This is a genomic window from Parabacteroides sp. TM07-1AC, from assembly GCF_003480915.1.
GTDB classification, from domain to species: domain Bacteria; phylum Bacteroidota; class Bacteroidia; order Bacteroidales; family Tannerellaceae; genus Parabacteroides; species Parabacteroides chongii.
In genome coordinates, this window is the sequence record NZ_QUKD01000008.1 from 226,463 (window position 1) to 248,590 (window position 22,128).

General features: G+C 38.2%; 21 protein-coding genes. 3 read left to right on the forward strand and 18 right to left on the reverse strand.

All coding sequences use genetic code 11. The annotated features are described in order from the left end of the window. Positions 1 to 227: 227 nt before the first annotated feature. The 12 genes from DXD68_RS16590 to DXD68_RS16650 all read right to left on the reverse strand — a co-directional run bounded on the left by DXD68_RS16590 (position 228) and on the right by DXD68_RS16650 (position 12,839). Positions 228 to 1,439 carry a DNA primase gene (locus DXD68_RS16590; protein WP_122362635.1) on the reverse strand — a complete coding sequence of 404 codons (1,212 nt, stop codon included), beginning with the start codon at positions 1,437 to 1,439 and terminating at the stop codon, positions 228 to 230. A gap of 7 nt (positions 1,440 to 1,446) precedes the next feature. Continuing rightward, on the reverse strand, positions 1,447 to 2,835 hold the full coding sequence (locus DXD68_RS16595) for a replicative DNA helicase (protein WP_122362636.1): 1,389 nt from the start codon (positions 2,833 to 2,835) through the stop codon (positions 1,447 to 1,449). Beyond that, positions 2,835 to 3,326, reverse strand: coding sequence for a hypothetical protein (locus DXD68_RS16600; protein ID WP_122362637.1), 492 nt, complete (start codon positions 3,324 to 3,326; stop codon positions 2,835 to 2,837). Before DXD68_RS16600 ends, DXD68_RS16595 begins: the two co-directional genes overlap by 1 nt. 321 nt (positions 3,327 to 3,647) lie before the next feature. Then, positions 3,648 to 4,091, reverse strand: coding sequence for a hypothetical protein (locus DXD68_RS16610; RefSeq protein WP_122362639.1), 444 nt, complete (start codon positions 4,089 to 4,091; stop codon positions 3,648 to 3,650). A gap of 170 nt (positions 4,092 to 4,261) precedes the next feature. Next, entirely contained in the window at positions 4,262 to 5,407 is a 1,146-nt protein-coding gene (locus DXD68_RS16615) for an OmpA family protein (protein ID WP_122362640.1), read from the reverse strand. Positions 5,408 to 5,426: 19 nt separating this feature from the next. Further along, positions 5,427 to 6,317 (reverse strand): alpha-1,2-fucosyltransferase, encoded by an 891-nt coding sequence (locus DXD68_RS16620; protein WP_122362641.1) that lies wholly within the window; start codon positions 6,315 to 6,317, stop codon positions 5,427 to 5,429. A 4-nt stretch (positions 6,318 to 6,321) separates the two neighbouring features. Continuing rightward, positions 6,322 to 7,326: a glycosyltransferase family 52 gene (locus DXD68_RS16625; RefSeq protein WP_122362642.1), complete on the reverse strand. Its 1,005-nt coding sequence runs from the start codon at positions 7,324 to 7,326 to the stop codon at positions 6,322 to 6,324. Positions 7,327 to 7,347: 21 nt separating this feature from the next. Further along, positions 7,348 to 8,490 (reverse strand): hypothetical protein, encoded by a 1,143-nt coding sequence (locus tag DXD68_RS16630; RefSeq protein WP_122362643.1) that lies wholly within the window; start codon positions 8,488 to 8,490, stop codon positions 7,348 to 7,350. Positions 8,491 to 8,501: 11 nt separating this feature from the next. Next, on the reverse strand, positions 8,502 to 9,167 hold the full coding sequence (locus DXD68_RS16635; protein ID WP_122362644.1) for a cytidylyltransferase domain-containing protein: 666 nt from the start codon (positions 9,165 to 9,167) through the stop codon (positions 8,502 to 8,504). A 433-nt stretch (positions 9,168 to 9,600) separates the two neighbouring features. Next, the gene (locus DXD68_RS16640) at positions 9,601 to 11,166 is read right to left on the reverse strand and encodes an ATP-binding protein (protein ID WP_122362645.1); all 1,566 of its coding nucleotides are present in this window, start codon (positions 11,164 to 11,166) and stop codon (positions 9,601 to 9,603) included. A gap of 35 nt (positions 11,167 to 11,201) precedes the next feature. Then, positions 11,202 to 12,479 (reverse strand): AAA family ATPase, encoded by a 1,278-nt coding sequence (locus DXD68_RS16645; protein ID WP_122362646.1) that lies wholly within the window; start codon positions 12,477 to 12,479, stop codon positions 11,202 to 11,204. A gap of 117 nt (positions 12,480 to 12,596) precedes the next feature. Further along, on the reverse strand, positions 12,597 to 12,839 hold the full coding sequence (locus DXD68_RS16650) for a DUF4248 domain-containing protein (protein WP_122362647.1): 243 nt from the start codon (positions 12,837 to 12,839) through the stop codon (positions 12,597 to 12,599). A gap of 279 nt (positions 12,840 to 13,118) precedes the next feature. Here DXD68_RS16650 and DXD68_RS16655 point away from each other — a divergent pair, with 279 nt between their 5' ends. From DXD68_RS16655 to DXD68_RS16665, 3 genes are read left to right on the forward strand one after another with little or no spacing between them, the layout of a single operon-like run. Beyond that, positions 13,119 to 13,565, forward strand: a complete 447-nt coding sequence (locus DXD68_RS16655; RefSeq protein ID WP_122362648.1) for an HU family DNA-binding protein — start codon at positions 13,119 to 13,121, stop codon at positions 13,563 to 13,565. 8 nt (positions 13,566 to 13,573) lie between these two features. Next, a complete protein-coding gene (locus tag DXD68_RS16660) occupies positions 13,574 to 14,044 on the forward strand; it encodes a glucosaminidase domain-containing protein (protein WP_122362649.1) in 471 nt (156 codons plus the stop codon). Continuing rightward, positions 14,031 to 14,300 carry a hypothetical protein gene (locus DXD68_RS16665; protein WP_122362650.1) on the forward strand — a complete coding sequence of 90 codons (270 nt, stop codon included), beginning with the start codon at positions 14,031 to 14,033 and terminating at the stop codon, positions 14,298 to 14,300. Before DXD68_RS16660 ends, DXD68_RS16665 begins: the two co-directional genes overlap by 14 nt. A 69-nt stretch (positions 14,301 to 14,369) precedes the next feature. Here the strand turns inward: DXD68_RS16665 and DXD68_RS16670 are convergent, their stop codons facing one another. The 6 genes from DXD68_RS16670 to DXD68_RS16695 all read right to left on the reverse strand — a co-directional run bounded on the left by DXD68_RS16670 (position 14,370) and on the right by DXD68_RS16695 (position 21,746). Then, on the reverse strand, positions 14,370 to 16,088 hold the full coding sequence (locus tag DXD68_RS16670) for an ABC transporter ATP-binding protein (protein WP_122362651.1): 1,719 nt from the start codon (positions 16,086 to 16,088) through the stop codon (positions 14,370 to 14,372). Between the two features lie 5 nt (positions 16,089 to 16,093). Next, a complete protein-coding gene (locus tag DXD68_RS16675; protein ID WP_122362652.1) occupies positions 16,094 to 17,263 on the reverse strand; it encodes an O-antigen ligase family protein in 1,170 nt (389 codons plus the stop codon). Beyond that, positions 17,260 to 18,333, reverse strand: a complete 1,074-nt coding sequence (locus DXD68_RS16680) for a glycosyltransferase family 2 protein (RefSeq protein ID WP_122362653.1) — start codon at positions 18,331 to 18,333, stop codon at positions 17,260 to 17,262. The genes DXD68_RS16675 and DXD68_RS16680 overlap by 4 nt, the downstream gene beginning before the upstream one ends. Positions 18,334 to 18,344: 11 nt before the next feature. After that, complete coding sequence (locus tag DXD68_RS16685; RefSeq protein ID WP_122362654.1) at positions 18,345 to 19,526, reverse strand: glycosyltransferase family 4 protein; 1,182 nt, start codon at positions 19,524 to 19,526, stop codon at positions 18,345 to 18,347. Positions 19,527 to 20,148: 622 nt separating this feature from the next. Next, complete coding sequence (locus tag DXD68_RS16690) at positions 20,149 to 21,093, reverse strand: tyrosine-type recombinase/integrase (RefSeq protein WP_122362655.1); 945 nt, start codon at positions 21,091 to 21,093, stop codon at positions 20,149 to 20,151. Between the two features lie 164 nt (positions 21,094 to 21,257). After that, positions 21,258 to 21,746, reverse strand: a complete 489-nt coding sequence (locus tag DXD68_RS16695; protein WP_048318171.1) for a Dps family protein — start codon at positions 21,744 to 21,746, stop codon at positions 21,258 to 21,260. Between the last annotated feature and the right edge of the window lie 382 nt (positions 21,747 to 22,128).

The following is a 22,128-nucleotide window of genomic DNA, read 5'->3' on the forward strand; positions in this document are numbered from 1 at the left end:
ATATTACATTTAATGATTAAAAATCAAATTATATTATCGAAGAAAACGAAGTAACCTTCTGTATATACGTGCCAAATAGGAATAATGTCATTTGACAAATCTTTGTCAATCCAACAGGGAGCTCCCTGGAAAAAGAAATGTTCTGCACTCCGATAAAAACTCTCCCAGAAAAACACATATTTTCCTGTACAGATATAAAGAATACCTATTTTCATGATTTGATCCTATTAATTTAATAACCAGTCCGCTTTCATCACCGGAGAATGTACTAATAGTCCGGTGACTTTTCCCAACCGTTTATGCAAAGGGATCATACGGGCGAACAGACAAGCACGTTCCTCTGCAGTCAATGCCACACGAAGTTGGGATAATATCTGTTCTATTTTCCGAAGTAAAGACGCCTCGTAGACTTCCAGGCGGCTCAAACGGGTAGCCTCTTTCATGTAACCGACAAAAGCCTCCCGCCCCATATTTTTTAACAAGGAATCCGGATCATGCTCCGGATTGAGGACGATCCGACCGACAGAGAAACCTTTTTGGATTAATAATCCGGCAGATTTTATACCATTCGTCTGCCCCGCATCATCACCGTCAAGCATAACGATGGCATACCGGGTATACCGGCTAAGCAGAGCCACATGTTGTTCTGTCAGAGCCGTTCCGCACAAAGCAACCGTGTTCCGGAATCCGGCAGCATGCATAGCCAACACGTCTTTATAGCCTTCAGTGATATACACAAATTTATGCTGCCGGATTGCTTCCTGTGCCTGATATAAGCCGTACAAAATCTCACTTTTATGATAGATCGGACTAGTCGGTGAATTGATATATTTCCGAATATCCGTTCCTTTCGTCTCTCCCAAATAGCGACCGGCAAAAGCAACCAATGCCCCCTTCTCATTCCGGATAGGAAAAATTAGACGATTACAATAATTCTTATAATCAGAAGGTAAAGAAGAGGGGGCTATACCTACCTCAAATATTTTGTAAGTTTCACGTAAAACCTCATCTTCCGGCATATATTCCTCCAGTAAATCTAAAAACATCCGGCAACCGCGAAACAGACTATCCATATGAAACCAGCTGACAACTTCCGGTAATTTCGATTGTGAAATTTTCTTCACAGGCGGATATTTCACCGGTCGATATACGTCTGTCTCTGAAAGTCCGTACCATCCAGCGAGTATCTTCAACGCTTCCTTGAAATCACAACTTTCCATTTTCTGAACGAACTTAAAAATATCACCACCTTCCCCACAGGCAAAGCATTTATAATATTGTTCTTCCATATTCACATATAGCGACGGATGTCGGTCGTCATGGAACGGACATAGCCCGACCAAAGTCTTTGCAGAACTACCATTTCGTTTCAACGAAATATAACGTTCTACCACATCCTCCAGACGGGCTACAGATTTTATTTTATCTTTGAGATTCATTACATTATCAAATCACTTGCGGATCATAGTCCGTCAGACAAGTCATCGCAGGATTATACCGGAACTTAGCTGCGCCGGTCGCCCCGTTACGATTCTTGGCAACCAGCAGAAGCCCTACTCCACGAAGGTCTTCCTTCGTTTTCGGATCATAAAATATATTGTATTTTTCGGCACGATATACAAAGACAACCACATCGGCAATCTGTTCAATCGCTCCCGAATTACGCAAATCACTCAATACCGGCAGATGCGGAGCCGGACGACGTTCGCTTTCACGATTCATCTGTGCCAGCAATACCACTGGAATATTCATCTCTTCCGCCATCAGCTTGATCTTACGGACTACATTCCCCAAAGCCAAATCAGTCGTCTCCTGCAAATTATTTTTCGAGACAATCAGATTGATCAGGTTCAGGTAATCGATAAACAACAACTCCAACTTTCCCTGCTTGTGCAAGGCCTGCGCCTTTGCCCGCATATCTTCGACCGTATCCGAACCACAATATTCCAGAATAAGCGGCAATTGCTCCAATGCCTCCTGCGCCTTTGCCAGGCGTTCACGTTCTGCCGCCGTAGTCCCTTTGAAACGCAAACGGTCGGTATCGACTCCGCTCAACATAGAAAGCAAACGCATTACCAACTGCTCCTTGCTCATCTCCACGCTGAAAAAAGCGACCGCTTTCCCTGCCCGGGCAGCATTCAGAGCCATCCAAAGTGCCACAGCCGACTTTCCCATGGAGGGACGGGCGGGTATCACCACCAACTCTCCGTTATACAAACCACCGGTCAACTGATCCAGCTCACGGAAACCGGTACGGATATGCGCATTCCTGCCAGCTTCACGACCTGCCTGTTCCGCATACGATTGTTCCAGCACACGGGCAGCCACCTTTCCGGCTTCTTCCGATGTCGATGCATGAACCTGTTCGCTACGCAACGAGTCGACCAGATTATCCAGTCCGTTCAGCAACGAAGTTACATCAGCAGAAGGCTGTACCACTTCCGTTTCTTTTTTCTTCAATTCGTCCAGCATGCGACGCAACAGGTAGTTATTCACCAGTTCATCAGCATGATAACGGATATGATGATCCGTACGTACATCGAGCAACATGTCCGAAATGAAAGACAATCCGTTCAGCCGTTCATACTGCGACAGATCCAAACGGATCATTTCCTGTTCGATCGTCAACATATCCACCACTTTTCCGTTCTCCACCAACGACAACGCCGAAGCATATACAAAACGAAGCCCCGGATGATAAAACATTTCCGGTTTCAGATGTCCCATCACATCAAAAATAGCATCCGGATTAGTCAGTAAACCTGCTATGACCGCTTTTTCCATATCCAGGTTGACATGTACCTGTACCTGCTGTTTATTTCCTGCTGTATTCATCAGTTCACCACTCCTTTCTGTTCATTTTGATTGGAATAAAAATTGCTGACTGTAGCGAACAGCCCACCTTCCCCCTCCGTACCTTGTGAGGGGATATCCGGCGTATGGACCGGTTCTCTTTTAACCTCGATCAACTGTTCATAATTCATCAGGATAATCAACTTGTAATTACCCAGGTCTTTTACCTGCAGGAAATTGCATGCTTCCAACTTCTCCAGGCATTTTCTTACCGACTTGCGGCAGAGTCCCGTCAAAGTCCCTATCTCCGTAAAAGAAGTCACCCATTCACCGGGACGGCACAAATACGAAAAGTCATTCATACAAACCACACCTTCGGAGAAATAGACAAAGGTCTCTACACAAAGCAACACGCCTGCCAAACGGCGCTGATCGTCGTACCCGCTGAAAAAAGCTTTCAGCACATTTCTTCCAACTTTCAGGTAACCACACTTACGGATGCCGGGTGTCATGTTTTCCTTACATTTCTTCATAATCTTACCCTTTCTGTTTAATAATTAAAGTGTCCCGGATAAAGTCCCGGCAAAGGTTTTTCTGAAAGTTCTTGATTTTTATATGTATCAGACCGGTTACAATCTGTAAGGGTTACACCCCCGGTTACAACTCTCTTAAATATAGAATAAATATTATTTATAATAAAAATAAAAGAGCGAATCAAAAATTTAAAAGACCTGCCAATCACCCATTCGGTTACCAACAAATTTAAGGCACGAAGCCATCCGGACGGATTTGATGAAAAGTCAAAAAAAAGCAGGCAAAGCAAGCTCATTCTGAGCGGGTTAATTATTCAGTTTTTAGAATTCGTATTTTCTGTAATTATTAAAGAAACCTAAAACGTCCTCGTATTCGAGTAATTGGTCGTATAAATCCTGCTGTATACTCGATAACTGAAGTTTTACGTCAAACACAGCCACCACGGCTGCAGCCAGTTCACTGGCATAACAGTCGAACATACCGGTTTTATGCATAGCCGTCAGTACCGCCATAAATAACCCTTTGTCAATTACTTTTACTTTAGGGATTTTCAGCACATCCGGTTTATAACCGAAATACTCCAGGATGACAGGTTGGTAATAACCGAAAAAACTATCTGCAAATTTCTTCCACGATTTCCGGCTTTCCGCCAGATTTGTCAGACGAAGAAACAGGGCACATTCCAGTATCTTTCCAACCGGATCGGATTCTTTTTGTATATTGGATTTAAAAGTAGGGAAAGACAACTGTTTGCCTCCCGACATAGCATAAAAATTTTTTATTTATCGATATTTGTTTTGTATTCATCTTTTCCACATTTATGCCCGGAAGAGAACGCTTTACCCGCTGAAAAAACAAGGGACTTTTGAACGTAAAATAAAGGACTTTTGAAATCAAAAGTCTAGTCTTAACATTTCAAAAGATACCTGTTTTATTATTCTAAATAATTCAGATTCTCACGTGCTATACGTGGATTCTGTGGTAAATATTTTCGAAAATAACCAGCTGCATTTTCCTTATCACCATCCATCAACGACAAGACCCCTAAGTTATTGTAAGCGCGCGGATCTCCATTTACCTGCTGAAAGAAATAGCGGGCCGATTCTTTATCTCCCTGAGATAAGGCGGCGGCTGCCGCATTCAGTTGAGCGACCTTACAGGTTGGATAGGTATAGGCAGCTACTTCATAAATTTCACGGTATTGCTCCGTGCCGGGACGGTATAAAGCGGCTACGCGAAAGAAATCCCGCAGGGATACTTTATCCGGCTGGTTATAGACTTTTTCGATTAACTGAGGATCATTGACGGACACCGTTTCCGATTCGGTTTCAACGGCCAGCTCCATACGGCGCAAACGGCTGAAAAAGGTCTTCTCGATATCCTTGTAAACAGCTCCGTTGTCTATCGCCTTGATCTGTTTACGACGGCTGTCCGGATCATCGGTCAACTGGAAGATCGACAACACACAGCTGCTGTATTTCTTATCCGATCCGGCAATAAGACGTTGTAATCCCTCCCAGTCTTCTCCTACCCAGTCTACTGTGATCAAGCCGTCATTGGGTAAATGAAACTGCTTCTGCAGGTAATTCTTGAACTGGATCGCACGGTTACCGGCAAGCTGTTCATTCGCTTTCGTATTGCCGTCAGGCGAAGCATAACCGGTAATACGGATCTTCTTGATTTTCCCGTTGCCGGACTGCAACAAAGGTTTCAACTGTACCTCCAGCTTCGCCAGTTCGGCACGGTTATTTCCATACTTCGGGTTGATTTGAACGTTCCCGGCTGGAAAATCAATGTAAGCATCCAGTTTTTCTACTGATACAGTAGGCAACAGCTCTTCATCAGGTGTAATATAAGTAATCATCCGACCATATACCGATTGGGCATCGATCTGTAATTGCGGAATAGTTACACTTCTCGACAACAGCTGAGAATCTTTCTCCTGTTTCATTTCAACTGACATCGTACGAGCCACTTCATAAATATTTTCTGTTGCAACCGTCTCTTTTTGAGAACTACAAGCCGATAAAACAGCCAGTAAACCAAGACTGGCAATTCCTTCTAAAATTCTTTTTTGCATGATTAATATTCTTATTATTTTATTTTTGCTTTTTACATAAAGAAATAAAACCTTTCAAGCGATATTTTATATAACCTTTTAAATAATATTTTATATAGCAATATCCACCATAGAAATAATAATCGAACTTTCCTAAAGGAACAGGGACCCAATTTTTCGGACATAAATCACTAGTATCAAAATCTTTCTTATTCTTTGCCCAAAATCCAAACCAGGGATCCGGATATATTACTTTTTTATCTGGGTTAGGATTCAACCAGGCACCCCACCATGAAAAAGTTGAATTACTAATAATATTATGCGTACACATCGATTGCAAATATAAATCAACTAAGGGAGGTTCATTTTCAATAAAATAAAAATTATCTCCTTTAAAGTGTCTTTTACACCACTCTATATCATCACTTATAATCAGAAAAAATATCGTCTTATCAAAATAACTTATTGCTTTATTAAAATAAGACATTCTGCATACAGGATGCTTATACTCCAGCTTCAAATAATCTCCGCGACGTACATTTATAGCTACAGTTTTTCTTTGAAATATAAAACCATAGTTATCACGTATGTATTTTTCTGTATTACTATCTATCTTAAATAAATCATAGACAAGTTTTTTATCAAAATATTTTTCAGATTGAAAATAACCTTTCAATATAAGATTATCTTGTAAAGGTAATTTTTCATATAAAAAACTAGTTCCATTATATACTGTAACATTTTCCGGGTAAACATCTTGAAAATCTATTTGGGATAAAATTGACTTTCGAAAAATTTTTAACTCTGACAAAAAAGGATAATCACATATCAAAACTCTATAAGATACTCCTAATTTTTTGGCAAGAGAAATTCCTGCAGAAATTTCAAACAGACAATTACCTAATTTACCTTGTAAATACGTATATATCATTATTTTATCCTTCTATATTATTTGTTTTTAATTTATTTGAAATACCTTCATAGATATTACGTCTTTGGGTTTCTTTTATTAATGCTGGAGTAATATCGTAACCGGCAATTATTTTTTCAATATGGTTCCCTAAATTATATATAGCTGTTGAATTCACTGTAATAACTCTACATAATGGAATATTCTGTAATGCTAGCAATTCCATTGGACAAGAAGTTTTTATAATTTTTGATGAAGGAAAATAAACAGAATAATCTGTGATTTCTGCCGGATGAACCTTTATCAGTACTCTTGATTCATCATAGTCAGCTAATAACAGACGATATACTTCAATTTTATCAGACTCTGAAAAATTCCCCTCCGAAAATTCGCTAAATGGCTGAGTTAATAAAAGAGTATCACATTGATCAAATAGCTTTAAATCTATTCCTTGTGGTAAAAAAATATTTAATATTTTCTTTTTCTGATTAGGAGTTTTTTGTTGCCATAATGCATCCAAATCGATTATTTTTGATTTTTTCGAAATTATATCTGGTATCGGTAGAATACCAGTTAAATAAACACAATCGACATTATTGGCTAATCCAAATCGAGGATAGATATTCCCCCACAGATATCTACGCCAAAACGTCTTTACTCTCTTCACCTTTTGATATTCAGGACGTAAAACATATTCATAAGAAGACAATCCATCCTCCAGGTAAAAAATATGCTTAAACAGTCTCAAAAACAAATTGGAGAAAGGAGGAGCACCACTTAAATAAATTGGAATATTACAATTACATAAAGCATACCAATATATCAGTAACAATGCTACATATCGTTTTATTAAACTTCTTTCATCCAAGATCTTTGCTCCAGATATATATTGAACAATAGACAAAGGAAAGTTTCCATGAAAAAAGAACAAAGTACTCTCAACCTGATTAGGAAACAATAGATAGTATTGTAACAAAGCATACGGAGTTTGTAAATAAACGATAGTTTTATATTTTCTGAATAATCTCATTTTTTATAACAAATCTATATTTCACAAATTTCTAACAATTTTCTCTAGATAAGGAAGATCCTTATCATACTTAAAGAAAAATAAATGAGGAATAAAATAATATTTAGTATTTTTAATCAATCCGGATTTAAACAAAGTCTCTATTTTCATATTTTTTAAATCATTATAGCAAGCACCTAAAGATATAGGCTTTTTATCAAATTCATATACATCTATAAACTTCATGTGATACCAAAAAAATCCACCATGTACGATTTTTGAATCATAATGAAAATTTTCAATTATACGATAAACATTATACCCCGAATTCCATTTTATACTATCTGATTGATCAGATTCTTTAGGTGATTGATAAAAAGGTATATAAAAACTTTGATCTGAAACTTCAAAAACGAAAAGATCTCCACATCCATTGAAAACTAATGGCAATTCACATCCTTTTGTAAAGACAGGAACGCCCCATTCTTCTCTGTCCCTATACAAATTTATACCAGAAAGGGAAACCGATATTTTATTCTTATGTACCAACCTATATATATAAGATCTATACATCTCCATAATTATTCCATAAGAAGGGAGTTTATCCATTATTTTTATAGACCAATAAAAACATCTACACAATCTAAAAAAAATGCGTCCCCAGTTATAAGCTATACATTCCTTTAAAGAAAATTTATAGTCTTCAATACCTCTATATGCATCACATAACTTTAATAAACGATCTGTAAAATAAAGCTGATCGGCATCAATCTTCATCGCATACCGGTAGGTTGCTTTCGACAACGTATAATTATAATAGTTGCTTAGTAAATGAATCGAATCTTTTGGCAAGTGATATGCATACCAAAAATCTTCCTCAGTTAAAGAATGAGCATATACTGGCGGTGCATAAAAATAGGCTTTAATCTTATCCGGATATTGCTGCCTCTTTTGTTCTACGATAGCAGCAGTTTCGTCTGTTGATTCTTGATAACAAATAATTAATTCGTCCAATGCACCGATACATGTATCGATACTTTGGGCTAACCACCTAGCCCCATCTTTAACCCGTATCAAACCACTGACACCAATTGGACGTTTTCTTTTTAGTTTAGATAAATCAACCTGAAACTCCGATGGATCATAATTTCCTTTACTACATAAAGGACATGAACATGTTTTCATATTTTCTCTTATTAATATTTATGTGCATAATATTCCACCATTCCAAAGTCCTCCCGTGTATCAATATCCAAAGATCCAAATGGATGATCGACAATTAAAGAAAATAATGATTCACCACGAATATGCCCTTTTAATATCTGCTCTTTACTAGTGACATACAACAGGCCATTTTCAAAATAAAGAGGCTCCATATCCTGGCTACGCTGGCCGAAGACAAAATTCCAGGGAATAAACTTTCCATCGATCAGACGACCTAATTTCCGAACTAAAGGAGAAACTGCAAATAAACTATCATATTGACCAGTTTCAATCACTCGGATGGCTTCGTCCATCATTCCTGCCGGACGAAGCGGATTAGTAGCTTGTAGCAGGATCATATAATCGAATTCTTTCCCTTTTAAAAGAAGCTCCGTTGCAGCATGTTGCATAACCAAATCCGTCGAGCATAAATCATCGGATAATTCATCCGGTCGTTCAATCACTTCTGCCCCATACCCACATGCAACACGAGCTATTTCCTCACTATCAGTCGATACATATACTTCCGTATCAGGTAGAACCTGCCGGGAATAAAGAATGGAATGGGCCAACAAAGGCTTACCTCCCAAAGGAAAAATATTTTTCCCCGGCAAGCGTTTTGATCCCCCGCGAGCAGGGATTACTGTAACATATTTCATATAAGTAGAATTAAAAAGGACTTTAAAAAACTTATTTCTATATAGGTGTTTTTATAAGCAACAAAATGGGTATAGATATTTGATTACTTTTACCTGAGTAAACCAATACAATAATGATTGGATTATCCGAAAGAATTTTGGGCATCAGTTATTGGTCCGGAATTATTACATAAATATCCGGTTATTTATTAGTTGACTTATATTAATTGGTTTATTATTATTAGTTTAAGGGTTTGGAAAGATTCACTATTTGTCAGATGTGAGTCTATTCAGATCGCATTAGGGGACGCAGATGACGCAGAATACGCAGATGCTCGCAGACTTTTTATTTTCTTTAAAACAATATATTATCTGCGTTTATCTGCGCTCGTCTGCGTCATCAGCGTTCCTTAATACAAACTGAATATATAGCTCATATTTTCCTAATATATCGTCAATTTTCAATGACTACCCATTCTGCCAAATTCCGCAATTGGGGACTGAAAGAGGCGGCGACTTTTATCAAACGACGACCGTCTGCTTGATAGGGGATCAGGTAACCTTTATCATCTATTTGTTTCAGGGCTTCTTCCATACTGCCGTTCAGTTTAAATTCAAATACGAATATATAATCTTTTGTTTTCACTACAGCGTCGGCACGTCCCCTGGCACTGCGAACTTCCGCCTCACAGAACTGCCCCATCAGCTTAAATACGATATAAAAAACAACTTGATAATGACGCTCTGTCTTGTCGTTCAATTCATAAGGAAAGTCGGCAAAAAAAGCTTCCAGCCGCTTCATAAAATCGTCTACATTTCCGGCACGTAGCTCGCGAACAAACTTGCCAATGTAAAAGCCACTTTCGTCTTCCGTAATGGCTGTATAAAAAGGAGTGATAAAATCGATAAAACCATATTTCACTTCTTCATTGGGAAAGGCTAACGTGTATAAACCGAACTCTTCATCATAACCTTTTATGGTCAGATAACCACTCTGATAGAGTAATGGGATCGGATTGTTGGCTTCCACACGATATTCGGAAAAGGCAGAGGCGCGCATCTCTATACTGTCCAAAATCAGACGCAGATCGTAATCTGTCTTTTTCAGTAATTCTACCAAAAAGGTCGGAGTACCTGTCTGAAACCAATAATTGTCAAAACGGAGCGTACGCAGGCTATTCAGGACACTGAACGGATTAAAAACGCCCGGAGTTTTCTCTCGAAAATGATAACCATCGTATTTGAGTGTCATCAGACGAACGGTTTCTTCCATTGTCAGGTTCTTTTCCACACAAAGAGCTTCCAGCTCCGGTATGAAATTCGCCTGCAATTCATCTTGGGTGATCCCGCAAATGGTTGCATAATCGGGATACATGCTGATATCGGCCAATTGGTTTAAATCGCTGAAAACACTGACATGGGCGAATTTGGTTACACCGGTCAGAAATATAAAACGCAGGTGGGCATCTGAACTTTTCAGTACTCCGTAGAAGGCTTTTAATGTATTACGATATTCTTTCATCAACACTTCATTGCCCAGTACTTGTAATAACGGCTTATCATATTCGTCAACCAGTACAACCACCTGTTTCCCGGTCTGCAAGGCTGCACGGCGAATAATACCGGCAAAACGGGTGGATAATGTTTGCTCATCCGTTCCTTTCCCATATAATTCTTCCCAACGTGTAAGATGAGAACTTAAAATAGCATTCAAGGCTTCAGCTGAGTCGTATTTCTCTGCATTCAGATCCAAATGCAACACCGGATACGTCTCCCACTCCTGCTCCAACTGTTCGATAGCCAATCCCTCGAACAAATGCTTCTTACCCTGAAAATAGGCTTCCAGCGTAGACAACAGCAGGCTTTTGCCGAAACGTCTGGGACGGCTCAGGAAATAGGGCTTACCTGTTTTGACCAGTTTATATACCAAGGTGGTTTTATCTACATATACAAACCCCTTGTTACGTATATCTTCAAAACTCTGTATTCCGATTGGAAGTTTTCTGATATCTGTATTCATGCTGAACTATTTTTCCGAATGACTAATCTTCAAATTCACGCATCGCAACCGATTGCCGATTCACGTTTCTGTATGGCTTCTACCAGGTAACTGTAAATCTGTTTGCGGGCAATCTGGTTCGGTACTCTCATAATCGTTTCACCATATTCTACCCGATCGTACGTAAGTAAACCTAAATAGTAAAGCTGAGAAATAAAATTTACAGGGTTGACTAGCTTCTTAGCTGCAAAATAGTTTTTGACCGTATTTCCATTTATCTCATTTGTATCAATTAAACGTATGATCACCGAACAACCTTCCTCTTCACGGATAAAATGGCTCAAACTACTGAAATCATCCCGAATATCATAATTCATCATTTCAGAGGGTGGACGTTTTTTCTGTAAATAATTACTTAGAAAATAGAGTATCATATTCGAATTGTACAAGCTCTGCCCAATACATTCTTTCGTAAAACAGTAATTACCATACCAGAGTTTCATCATTCGAATAATATCTTCAATCGGATCAGACAACATACCTTCAGACTGATAATAAGACAACATATCGGATAGTTCCGATTCACTAAAACCTACCATCGAATTAAATTGATCATCAGTCGTAATATTCATCCCGATATTGAACCCACTCGTTACATCGTCCAGTGTAACAGGCGACACACCGGTAATGAACATCCGTTTAACAGGTGCATCCGGCCCCGTAGTAATTGCTTTGACAATATTAAAAAATCCGCGATAAAAACCTGAATCATGTGTCAAGGCACGATACACATTATTACCCTCACTGGATAAGATCGTGTTGGTGAAATTATCATATTCATCGATCAGCAGATAAATAGGCAACCCTAGCATGGCAGCACGTTTACCGATAAAGTTCAACTGACTGGCAGCTGTCTTCAGCTCCCTGATTTCTTTAGGAAAATCAGGTTCAAAAAACGAAGCATATTGATCGGCAAAAGCCTCCATCTGAATTTTAGCATAGCTATTGAAGGTATCTTCCAACGCTTGTCCCGTACCACGAACGGCGCTAAAATTGAAATATAGCACCAGATATTTTCCTTGTTCACCGGTAGGATGTTTACCGATATACTGATTGCCGAATAACTCGTCAAATTTATCGGCATATCTCACATCATAGTAACAGTAAAGCATACTTAGGAACAAAGATTTTCCGAAACGACGCGGACGGATCAGGAACAGAAACGATGCAGTCTGTTCCAGCTCTTCAATATAACGTGTCTTATCCACATAATAATAATCTTCTGTAACAATACGAAGATAATCCGTCAGTCCATAAGGTATTTTCTTTGCCATACTCTACTTCATTTATTCATTTCAAATCTATTCCTTCCGGTAAGGATTATACAAAGATAATTAATTCCCCCGAAAGCACTCTTCAATTCTCAATTTTCAACTCTCTATTTTCAATTCTCAGGGTTCCCCCAAAAAACGAAAGATCAGTCCGGTCTGTAGCGGAGTAAACTTACGTTGACCTTTACACCAGCCGGTTTCTATGAGAGCAGCTGCCAACTGTGTATTATGGTTGATCCAACGTTTTAATGACTGGGCTGCCGATGCCGGCTGCAAATCCGGATTATATAACAATCCTAATTCTGTAAAGCCATAACTCTTTACCGGTATCTTTTCGTCTTCCGGATAATTATTTCTGCTCATAGGGGTACTTTTTTATTGATTTATATATTATAAAGTAACGAAAAAAATACCATACAAGCAAGAGAAGCGCTTCCTTATTTTATTGAATTTCAACAAATAAACAATCATATTTCATTTTATTTACTGCTATCTATTCAGAACTGTTCCTAACCGGTAACCACCCCTCCCCGCTATCGTACCTTTGAATTGTTATCGATAACCAATCAATCAACCGCCAATCGCTTCCGGACTATTTCCATCGGCATATTGGCACATTGTTCAATTAAAAATTTAGTCATCATGTCTTTAAGTTTCCATCTAGTCAAACGTCCCGATATGAGTAAAGATGCTGCCAAAGGCGCTCAGCTCTATTACGGACAAGTCAGGGCTTTGAAAAAAGTCAGTTTCCAAAAACTCTGTGAGATGATCGCCATGCGAAGCACTGCTTTTATCGGTGATGTCATGTTAGTTGTCGAAGGTCTTCTCTCCGTTATGCAGGAGCGACTCGAAGAGGGCGATATCATCCAGATGGGTCGCCTGGGTAACTTCCGCATGGTAGCCGGTAGTAAAGGGACTGCCACAGAGGAAGAGTTCAACACCTCTCTTTTCAAAAACGCACGTATCGTATATGTTCCGGGTACTATGTTAAGCGACATTCGCAAGAATGCTACGTACGAAGAAATCAAACCGTTATCCTCTGAAAAATCGTCTTCCACACCCGATGACGACAGACCGGTTATCGAATAGGCTGCGATATGCATAAAAAAGAGTTTATCCAAAAGTTCCTTCCGGCTGCCCAGGCAGCCGGGGAACATTACAAACTGAATCCGGTCGTTATCCTCGCCCAAGCTGCTATTGAAAGCGGTTGGGGAGAAAGTGCTCTTTGTAAAATCAATCATAATTTTTTCGGACTTACCGGATACGGTCAACCGTCACTTTACTGGAAAGGTGCTAAAACACCTAAGATTGAAGATGGCGGAATCTCTCACCTGCAGTTTCGTATCTATGAATCGGATGAACAGAGTTTCTTCGATTTTGCCCGGTTGATCCGTACCGTTTATTCAACAGCCGCTTCTATCAGCTATCATCCGGAGGCTTATGCCAAAGAGATCGCTTACAGCCGCTACATCAGCGAAGTAAACGGCGACAACCGAGAAACTTATCGACAATTGCTCACATCAATCAGTCAATATATACAAAATACTATCCAACATGAAATATCTTGAAGCCGTACTTAATTTTCTGACAACCATTGCCCGGATGCTTTTTCGGGGCAAAGGAAAACATAAACCTGGGTATCCTCCTGCTGACGATAGTGGCAATACTGGCGGTTCTCCAAAAGAATACGGAAGTAGCCCTGGCAGCCATCGGAGCGATACTCTCGATCTCCGGGAAATCTACCCGGCTCCCGAAAAAATAATAGGAGGCGCACTCTTTGTATGTGCGACGGGAGGGTATCTGCTAAAATTACTGGAATCATAAACCTGATTCTGATAGATGAAGGTGCGTATTCTATGTTTTACTTACATAAAAACATAGAATGCACATCCTTTACTGCATATTACAAATATCTATAATTTTGCGACATACAGACAACGATTCCGGACGATGGGAAATAACCAGAAGCGTAAGTCCGGGACATTCTTCCGACAACCGGACAATCGAATCGTTGATAAGGTGCTCGGTCGCTTCATCCAGTGATGAAGTTGCTTCGTCAAACATCAATATCTCAGCTCTTTTATATAAAGCACGGGCTATCCCTAATCGCTGGCGCTGACCTCCGGACAACAGACTGCCACCTTCACCTACCGGTGTAAAAACACCTTCCGGAAGGGTTTCGACAAAACGATCCAAAGAAGCCAGACGTAACACCTGTTTTACCCTCTCCATACTGTTACATTCATCTGATCCCATGATAATATTATCGAGTAATGAGCCCTCCACCATAAATAATTGTTGAGACACATATCCGATTTTACTTCGCCATGATGCCAGTTTATCGGTCGACAATTCGACTCCGTCTACATAAATTCCTCCGGAATCCGGCTTCAAAAAGCCCAATATCAGATGAAACAATGTCGACTTACCACAACCGGATTCTCCCCGAAAACCGATAAAGTCTCCTTTCTGAATATTCAAAGAGTAGTTGTTGAATATTTGCTTCTCCTTACTATACGAGAAACTGAGATTACGGATTGAGATCAATTCTTTAAATTCTATCGGATGTTGCTCAACAATACCTGTTGCTGACTCTCCTGATTCCATATCCGACAACAGATTTATGGTAAATGAGTTTGCTTTCATTTGAAACATATATCCGGTACTTTTAATTATTCCCGGCAAAACACGATAAACAGCAATGGCAAACACACCAACAATCAGTCCTAAAGAGGGAAAATCAAACAACTGTGAAGCAACGATCAATACCACCACCGAACATATAACCGCTACTTCCAATACTTTCTGTAATGAATTACTTAATAATAAATTACGTACTATACAATAATTTTGTTCTTCCAGTAAATCAGAAAATCGCTTCGTACTATTCGGAAACGTATTATTCATCTCCATATCCGTAAATCCAATAAAAGTTTGTTGTAATAATTTCCCTTTTTGAGGAGCTAGCAAAAACAACCTTCTTCCATACTCTTTGATCCGTGAACGGGAGAAACGATAATAAAGTAAAGTGATAGGAACAAATGTAAGTACCACTAACAAAAAAACATAAATATCGAATATTATCAATCCGATAAGAATAGAACCGGAAACAATACATTCACATAACAATTGCGTATAAGAAACAAAATACCCTTTAATCAAATTGTCTGCAATACAATTTACCTGATTGACTAATCGATGACTATTATTTCGTTTAATATATAAATACCCTTTAGAATAATAAAAACGATATAACCGCATGGACAAATAACTGGATATCGAAAATAAGCGTTGATTTTGTTTATATTGCAATCGGGCAAGCAAACAGACACGTACTATAGAAAAAAGCAGAACCGACATACAAATAAAAAACATAAACGACCGGATACCATCAAAATTCCCCCAATCATATAACGAAGCTAAATATTTATTTTCCAGTACAACCTCCTCATTGAGAACCAGCAGCAGTACAGGCAATAAAATTCCTGTTCCCAACAAATCCAAAACAGCCATCACCAAAACAGAAACACCGACTCCCAACAAACGCAATCTGTACAAACGTGGTAACACTTTATATAAATGTCTTATTGCATTAGGTATCAATCTTATCATACCAATCAATTATTTAGTTTAACTACTCTATTACATTCAGATAATAACAACCATAAGAAAAAGCAGGAATAAGCTCCGGATGCTATTACATATCCTTCAAAAATCATATGAAACAAACACAAGAACAAAAGAGCGCCCAACAAATATCCATTGATTCCACCTGACTCTTTTGTAAACAGCCGATAAACAATCTTGAAAACAGGAATCGCAAAAGACAAAAAACCAACGATTCCCATAGAGGACAATATAAACAGCCAACTACTTCCCGGCTCTATCGTTCCGGTAACCTGATCCCTTTGCCCCTCTACTATACTTGCAAAGCCAACTCCAAAAACCGGAAATGCCTTAAATTCATTCATTCGGTCTTCCCATAACGCATCTCTTGAACTCGTCAGGCTTCCTGATTTTTCACCATTTTCCATTTTTTCTCGCAATCTTTCCGTATGAGACCACCAAAAACCCGAAGTCAAAACAGCCAGGCATAATATTGTAAAAACAACTTTCCCCAAGCGCATCACATGATGACGGTATATCCGACTGTAAAAAAAAGCAACAGCAACCATCGTACTCCCTAAGGCCGAACGAGAACCCGCTAATATCAAGATCAGTAAGGAAACAACCATTATACCACTTTCCTTATAACGAGTTGATAATCTAGGAAATAAATAAAACCTGTATAAACTATATAGAAGAGAAATCCCAGCTAACAATCCAAGTAACATGGACTGACTGGCAAATCCTTCAAAACCACTCTTCCCATACACCAAATCCTTTTTAATTATCCAAGCTAAAAATGAAAAAATTACAATACAGCGGATAAATGTCAAACTATGAATAAATAATAAACGCCTCCACATCGTTATTATTGGATTTACCAGAAAAGGGCCTATTGTTAAAGTCACTGACAAAAAGGCAATTACCCGAAATCCTACTTGGAAATAAGCCGGTATATCATTTACTACGATCGAAAGAAATATAGCAACCAAGAAAGGTAGCCAGGTATATGAAAGTATGAATCCTCCCCTAAAAACCATCCAAAGCAAAGATGCCACAAAAACACCATAATAAACCGGATCCGGTATAACAGGTAAATAAGGTACTACTTTGGTAAAAGACATCAGAAGTAGGCAAAGTAACATAATACGAGCTATGCCGTCAACCGTACTTGTCCTCATTTTGCAGAAATCATTCTAGTCTTCCGGTATTTCCTGTAAAGAAACTCCAGACGATATCTGAGAAACAATAATACAGAACAACAAAAATCCATCAATAATGGAGATGTATAAAGTAATAACCCACGAAACAGTCTTTGATGAACATCCTCTACCGGTGTTTTTTTTACCATCCTTTTTAGCAATAGCGACGAGAAATATTCAGTCTCCAAGATATTCAAACGTTCTTTTCGCGACAACTTCGTACCGGGACGATATAAAGTATACATAAAAACACGATAATCACGAACCTTCATTCTGCAGAGATAATCATCGGATACGGTTTTATTTATTCCAAACTGATCAAAAAATGATTGAAAAATAGATTCTTTCTGCTTATGAGCTTCTAAAAATCGAGGTCGGTAAGAAGAAATAATAGTCATTACGTCTCTACGCATATAATGATAAAAGGTATTCGGTAATACACTTACAGTTTTAATCACTTTCAATACCTCTAGATTAAAAGCAATGTCTTCAAAAGGAGCCTCTACCCGAAAATTCAAATTATTATCCCTGAGAAGTTGTGTCCGATATATTTTATTCCAGGCATAATTGAATAAATGTAATTGCGATAGTTCCACAAACAGAGAATAAAAATTCATCGAGTCCCGCTCTGTATATTCCTGACTAATCTTTTCATAAGAAACATAACCATCTTTCGTATATTCCACAGCAACACTACAAATAACAATATCCGAACCCTCTCGTAGTGCCACTTTATACATAGACGAAAACATATCTGCTTCTATCCAATCATCCGCATCTACAAATGCAATATATTCTCCTGTAGCCTGTTTCATTCCAGCATTTCGGGAGGCACTTAAATGGGCGTTTACCTGATGAATAACCCGGATACGTGGATCTTCCGCAGCATATTGATCAGCAATCTTTCCGCTATCATCCGTCGATCCATCATCTACAATAATTATCTCGATTTCTTTTAAATCCTGATTGACAATACTGTCCAGGCATGCCACCAAATAACCACCTGCATTATAAACTGGAACAACAATTGAAATCAAAGGCTTTTGCATCTTTTTTCTATTTACTTTTTCAATCCGGACATCGATACTTTATGAGCTATTTTTCTTTGCCCTATTTTAATTCCTAACAAGTAATTCATCAATATACCAAACAGCATGTTGACAACTACCACTATATTAAAATTCACATATTCTACAAGCATCAAATTAAATAGCAGCATGATCAGCGTATATCCAAGCAACAAACCTGTTGCCTGTAAATGTGTAAAACCGGCATCCAGGCATTTATGATGAATATGGTTTCTGTCGGCCAAAAAGACAGGAACACGTTGATAAAACCGGACAATCATCACACGTAACGCATCAAAAACCGGAATAAACAACAAGGAAAACGGAATAATCATATCCTCTACATGATATCCGGACTCAGGAATATACATAGCATACTTAATAGCAAAAAATGCTAGTAAATATCCTAAAGACAAAGAGCCGGAATCACCCATAAATATTTTTGTTCCATGTGAGACCGAACCTAATGTATTATAAAACAAAAAAGGTAACACACAGCCCACAATGGAAAAAGCCAGCATACAATAAACCCATTCTGATTTTAGAAAGAAAAGTATACCGAACGTTATGAAAGAAATCAAGCTCCCTCCTGCCGCCAGACCGTCAATCCCATCCATTAAATTTATGGCATTCGTTATATATACAACCAATACGATACTAAAAGGAACTGCTATCAATGCCGGTAATTCATAAACACCGAATAATCCATACATGTTATTCAGATATAAGCCGGAGAGAGGAAATAAAGAAGCTACCAGAAATTGTGCCATAAATTTTTTCCGATAACGAACTCCTATTAAATCATCCTTTACTCCTACCAGATATAAAAATAAAGCTCCGGTTAATAAAAATAATAGCTCCAACAATGTATACCCTGTCAATGCCGAATTAAAAGGAAAATTCATCATGAATCGAACGGCTGTTGTAAATGACAGGGATATACATATTGCAGGAACAAATACAAAGCCTCCTAAACGAGGAACTGCTTGTGTATGACTTTTACGTGCATTCGGATCATCATACAAACGTTTTCGTTTGGAAATGACTAATACACGAGGCAGAACAAATGCAGAAAAGAATAATGATATTAAAAAACAAAGAACAATTAGAAATTCTGCTTTTTCTTTTTCCCCCAAGGCAGAGGCTAAAAAGCCTGTAATAGAATCTGTTGCCATGTATTTAAATTTAGTTTTTCTGCATAACAAAGTTCGTCAGTCCCATCATTTCGGGCGACATACTAGTGCGTTTCGTTTTGACCCTTATTTACTAAATAAGGGTCATTGGGTTTAAACCACTATATATCTGATATATACAATACTAAAAAGAAACTTCAGGAAGAGAAATTTCACCGATAATAGGTTTCTTTCTTATTTTGTTATGATTTATTTTCTTCAAATAGAGGGAAGAGAAATCCGAAATGTTAGGTAGTAGTATTTATTTAGTAAAATAATATTATAAACCCGGCGATTCTTTAAATAAACGTCAATGAATTTATTTCTTATCATTTTGTAGTTCTGCTAAGTTCGGTTAAAGGATTTTTAGCGGCAGCCTTTGAATTGTATAATCATCTCATTTCTAGCATTTTTAGCAGTATCTTTTCGCAAATTCCAGTATCATTAATTTAATATTAACCTTTTTTATGACACAAAATATCTTCCGGCTAAAGTTTTATCAATTTAAAAAATTTACCTTTGCGCTGTCATAGATTTTCAAGCCTTTTGGTAGTATAGGGTATTACTGATTATGATTTTTCACCTACCATTTTTAAGGCAATGACCCTTATTTAGTAAATAAGCGTCAATTTTTAATCGATTGTTTATTTACCCATTTTTCTACAAACCCTATAATTTTCATATTCACCCTATCAATTATCGATTGGTCCAGTTCTTTTAGATAAAAACGAGTCGTTTCTTCAGAAGTATGTCCCAGTGCCTGACTGATCACCGATATCGGTGCTGAATTTTCTTTAGCACTCATTGCCCAGGAATGGCGGGCAACATACGATGTCAGCTTTACCGGACAACTTAACTTATTCCCTATCCTCTCCAAACGACGGTTATAAGTCCTTAGAGCCACCTTATATGTTTCATAAGAGGCATCTAATGATTTTAATATAGGAAATAATGCGTTCGAATTAGCATCAGCATACTTTTCCAAAAGGCGACGCATACCCGAAGTAATCTTTACGCGGATTTCCGTTTTAGTCTTAACACGAGAGTATACCAACTCGTTACCATGTATATTTTTATAAGTCAGGTGGGCAAGATCGACGAAAGCCATCCCACAAGCCATAAAACTAAAAAGAAACAGATCGCGTGCAAAATCCAGCGATTTGTTTGCTTTCAAATCCATTTGTGTCATTTCCTTTATTACATCAGCTCCTACCGAACGTTTATAAGACTGAACCGGCCGCAGGCGAAGCTTTTGAAAAGGATTTTCACCAGGAGCAATTAAGTTTTCAGAAAGTGCACAATTATAAACGGCGCGAAGTATGCTGGTGTAATTACTTACTGAATTACGGCTCAGGTTCAATGACTCCAGATGGTCGACAAAATCATTTACCAACTGGGTATTCACACGTTTGAAATCCAATTTGCGTTGACCGATAAATAATGCCAACTGATTTCGGGTTGCTTTGTATAAACTGGCTGTTCCTTTTTTACCGGAGGCATATTTATCTCTTTCAAGAGAATCCATATAACCCAATACTCCTTTGTCTGCAATCTTTCCTGTTGTTTCCATAACAATGTTTTTATAAGATAAATAAGAACAAAAATAAGAGATTTATAGTTTACCCAAAAGCAAAAACCATTGATATACATAAGAAATGGAAAAAGGAGGATACCTCCCGGCATCCTCCTTTCTAACGCAACGAATGAATTATTTATATTTACACTTACTTCTCATTACTTCTTGCAATCGCAAGTGGAATAAGCTACTAACATCCAAACCAATTTTTCCTGTTCTTTCAGATAATCGCTCATCAGCGCTACTGTAGCTTCATCACCTGCTTCCGACGCAAGAGAAAGGAGTTTACGCTCTTCGGCGATGAACTGTCCGTAAGTATTCAGGATATTTTCCAGAGCTTCATCACCACAGGAAACGCCTGATACTTCTTTAACTCTTGCCACTTTCAGGTATTCACTGAATTTATTTACCGGTACGCCACCCAACATCAGGATACGTTCTGCCAGTTCGTCTACCTTTTCGGCTGCATCGTCGTACATTTCTTCAAATTTACTGTGAAGCACGAAGAATCCATGTCCTTTTATATTCCAGTGGAATCCGCGAAGGTTTGTATAAAATACCTGATAGTCGGCTAATAACTGCTGTAATGCTTCTACTACTTTGTTTGCTGCTGATGCATCTAAATGCAAATAATCTAATGTCTTCATAATTCTTATTTTTTATATGTTATACTTTTTTATTTCTTGTACTGCAAAGATACAGCATATATAAACACCTGTCAAACAGATAATTGCTATACATACATAGATAAAATCTATTAAACAAACGGCAGCCATTCATATCAAGAGCATATCATCCATAAAAAATGACTGACAGCTTTAAAATGCTATTATTAAAAAAAACTAAACGACACAATAATTCCGGATATACTTTTTTTTCGATAAGACAACACCTCCTGATACACCACATTAATTGAAGTTCTTAGACTGAGCTCATCTATCTACATTTCAATTATTTATCTTCAGATGTCAACACATGCTAAATCTTACAGAAAAAAACTCATAATCTGCGTTAATTGACGTAAGAGTA

Bases quoted from the DNA above. Each gene is read 5' to 3' on its own strand.
- DXD68_RS16615 (WP_122362640.1), bottom strand. From the start codon at position 5,407: ATGCAAAAAAGAATTTTAGAAGGAATTGCCAGTCTTGGTTTACTGGCT.
- DXD68_RS16595 (WP_122362636.1), bottom strand. From the start codon at position 2,835: ATGAATACAGCAGGAAATAAACAGCAGGTACAGGTACATGTCAACCTG.
- DXD68_RS16690 (WP_122362655.1), bottom strand. From the start codon at position 21,093: ATGGAAACAACAGGAAAGATTGCAGACAAAGGAGTATTGGGTTATATG.
- DXD68_RS16685 (WP_122362654.1), bottom strand. From the start codon at position 19,526: ATGGCAACAGATTCTATTACAGGCTTTTTAGCCTCTGCCTTGGGGGAA.
- DXD68_RS16610 (WP_122362639.1), bottom strand. From the start codon at position 4,091: ATGTCGGGAGGCAAACAGTTGTCTTTCCCTACTTTTAAATCCAATATA.
- DXD68_RS16680 (WP_122362653.1), bottom strand. From the start codon at position 18,333: ATGCAAAAGCCTTTGATTTCAATTGTTGTTCCAGTTTATAATGCAGGT.
- DXD68_RS16620 (WP_122362641.1), bottom strand. From the start codon at position 6,317: ATGATATATACGTATTTACAAGGTAAATTAGGTAATTGTCTGTTTGAA.
- DXD68_RS16665 (WP_122362650.1), top strand. From the start codon at position 14,031: ATGAAATATCTTGAAGCCGTACTTAATTTTCTGACAACCATTGCCCGG.
- DXD68_RS16655 (WP_122362648.1), top strand. From the start codon at position 13,119: ATGTCTTTAAGTTTCCATCTAGTCAAACGTCCCGATATGAGTAAAGAT.
- DXD68_RS16590 (WP_122362635.1), bottom strand. From the start codon at position 1,439: ATGAATCTCAAAGATAAAATAAAATCTGTAGCCCGTCTGGAGGATGTG.
- DXD68_RS16695 (WP_048318171.1), bottom strand. From the start codon at position 21,746: ATGAAGACATTAGATTATTTGCATTTAGATGCATCAGCAGCAAACAAA.
- DXD68_RS16675 (WP_122362652.1), bottom strand. From the start codon at position 17,263: ATGAGGACAAGTACGGTTGACGGCATAGCTCGTATTATGTTACTTTGC.
- DXD68_RS16670 (WP_122362651.1), bottom strand. From the start codon at position 16,088: ATGATAAGATTGATACCTAATGCAATAAGACATTTATATAAAGTGTTA.
- DXD68_RS16635 (WP_122362644.1), bottom strand. From the start codon at position 9,167: ATGAAATATGTTACAGTAATCCCTGCTCGCGGGGGATCAAAACGCTTG.
- DXD68_RS16660 (WP_122362649.1), top strand. From the start codon at position 13,574: ATGCATAAAAAAGAGTTTATCCAAAAGTTCCTTCCGGCTGCCCAGGCA.
- DXD68_RS16630 (WP_122362643.1), bottom strand. From the start codon at position 8,490: ATGAAAACATGTTCATGTCCTTTATGTAGTAAAGGAAATTATGATCCA.
- DXD68_RS16645 (WP_122362646.1), bottom strand. From the start codon at position 12,479: ATGGCAAAGAAAATACCTTATGGACTGACGGATTATCTTCGTATTGTT.
- DXD68_RS16640 (WP_122362645.1), bottom strand. From the start codon at position 11,166: ATGAATACAGATATCAGAAAACTTCCAATCGGAATACAGAGTTTTGAA.
- DXD68_RS16650 (WP_122362647.1), bottom strand. From the start codon at position 12,839: ATGAGCAGAAATAATTATCCGGAAGACGAAAAGATACCGGTAAAGAGT.
- DXD68_RS16600 (WP_122362637.1), bottom strand. From the start codon at position 3,326: ATGAAGAAATGTAAGGAAAACATGACACCCGGCATCCGTAAGTGTGGT.
- DXD68_RS16625 (WP_122362642.1), bottom strand. From the start codon at position 7,326: ATGAGATTATTCAGAAAATATAAAACTATCGTTTATTTACAAACTCCG.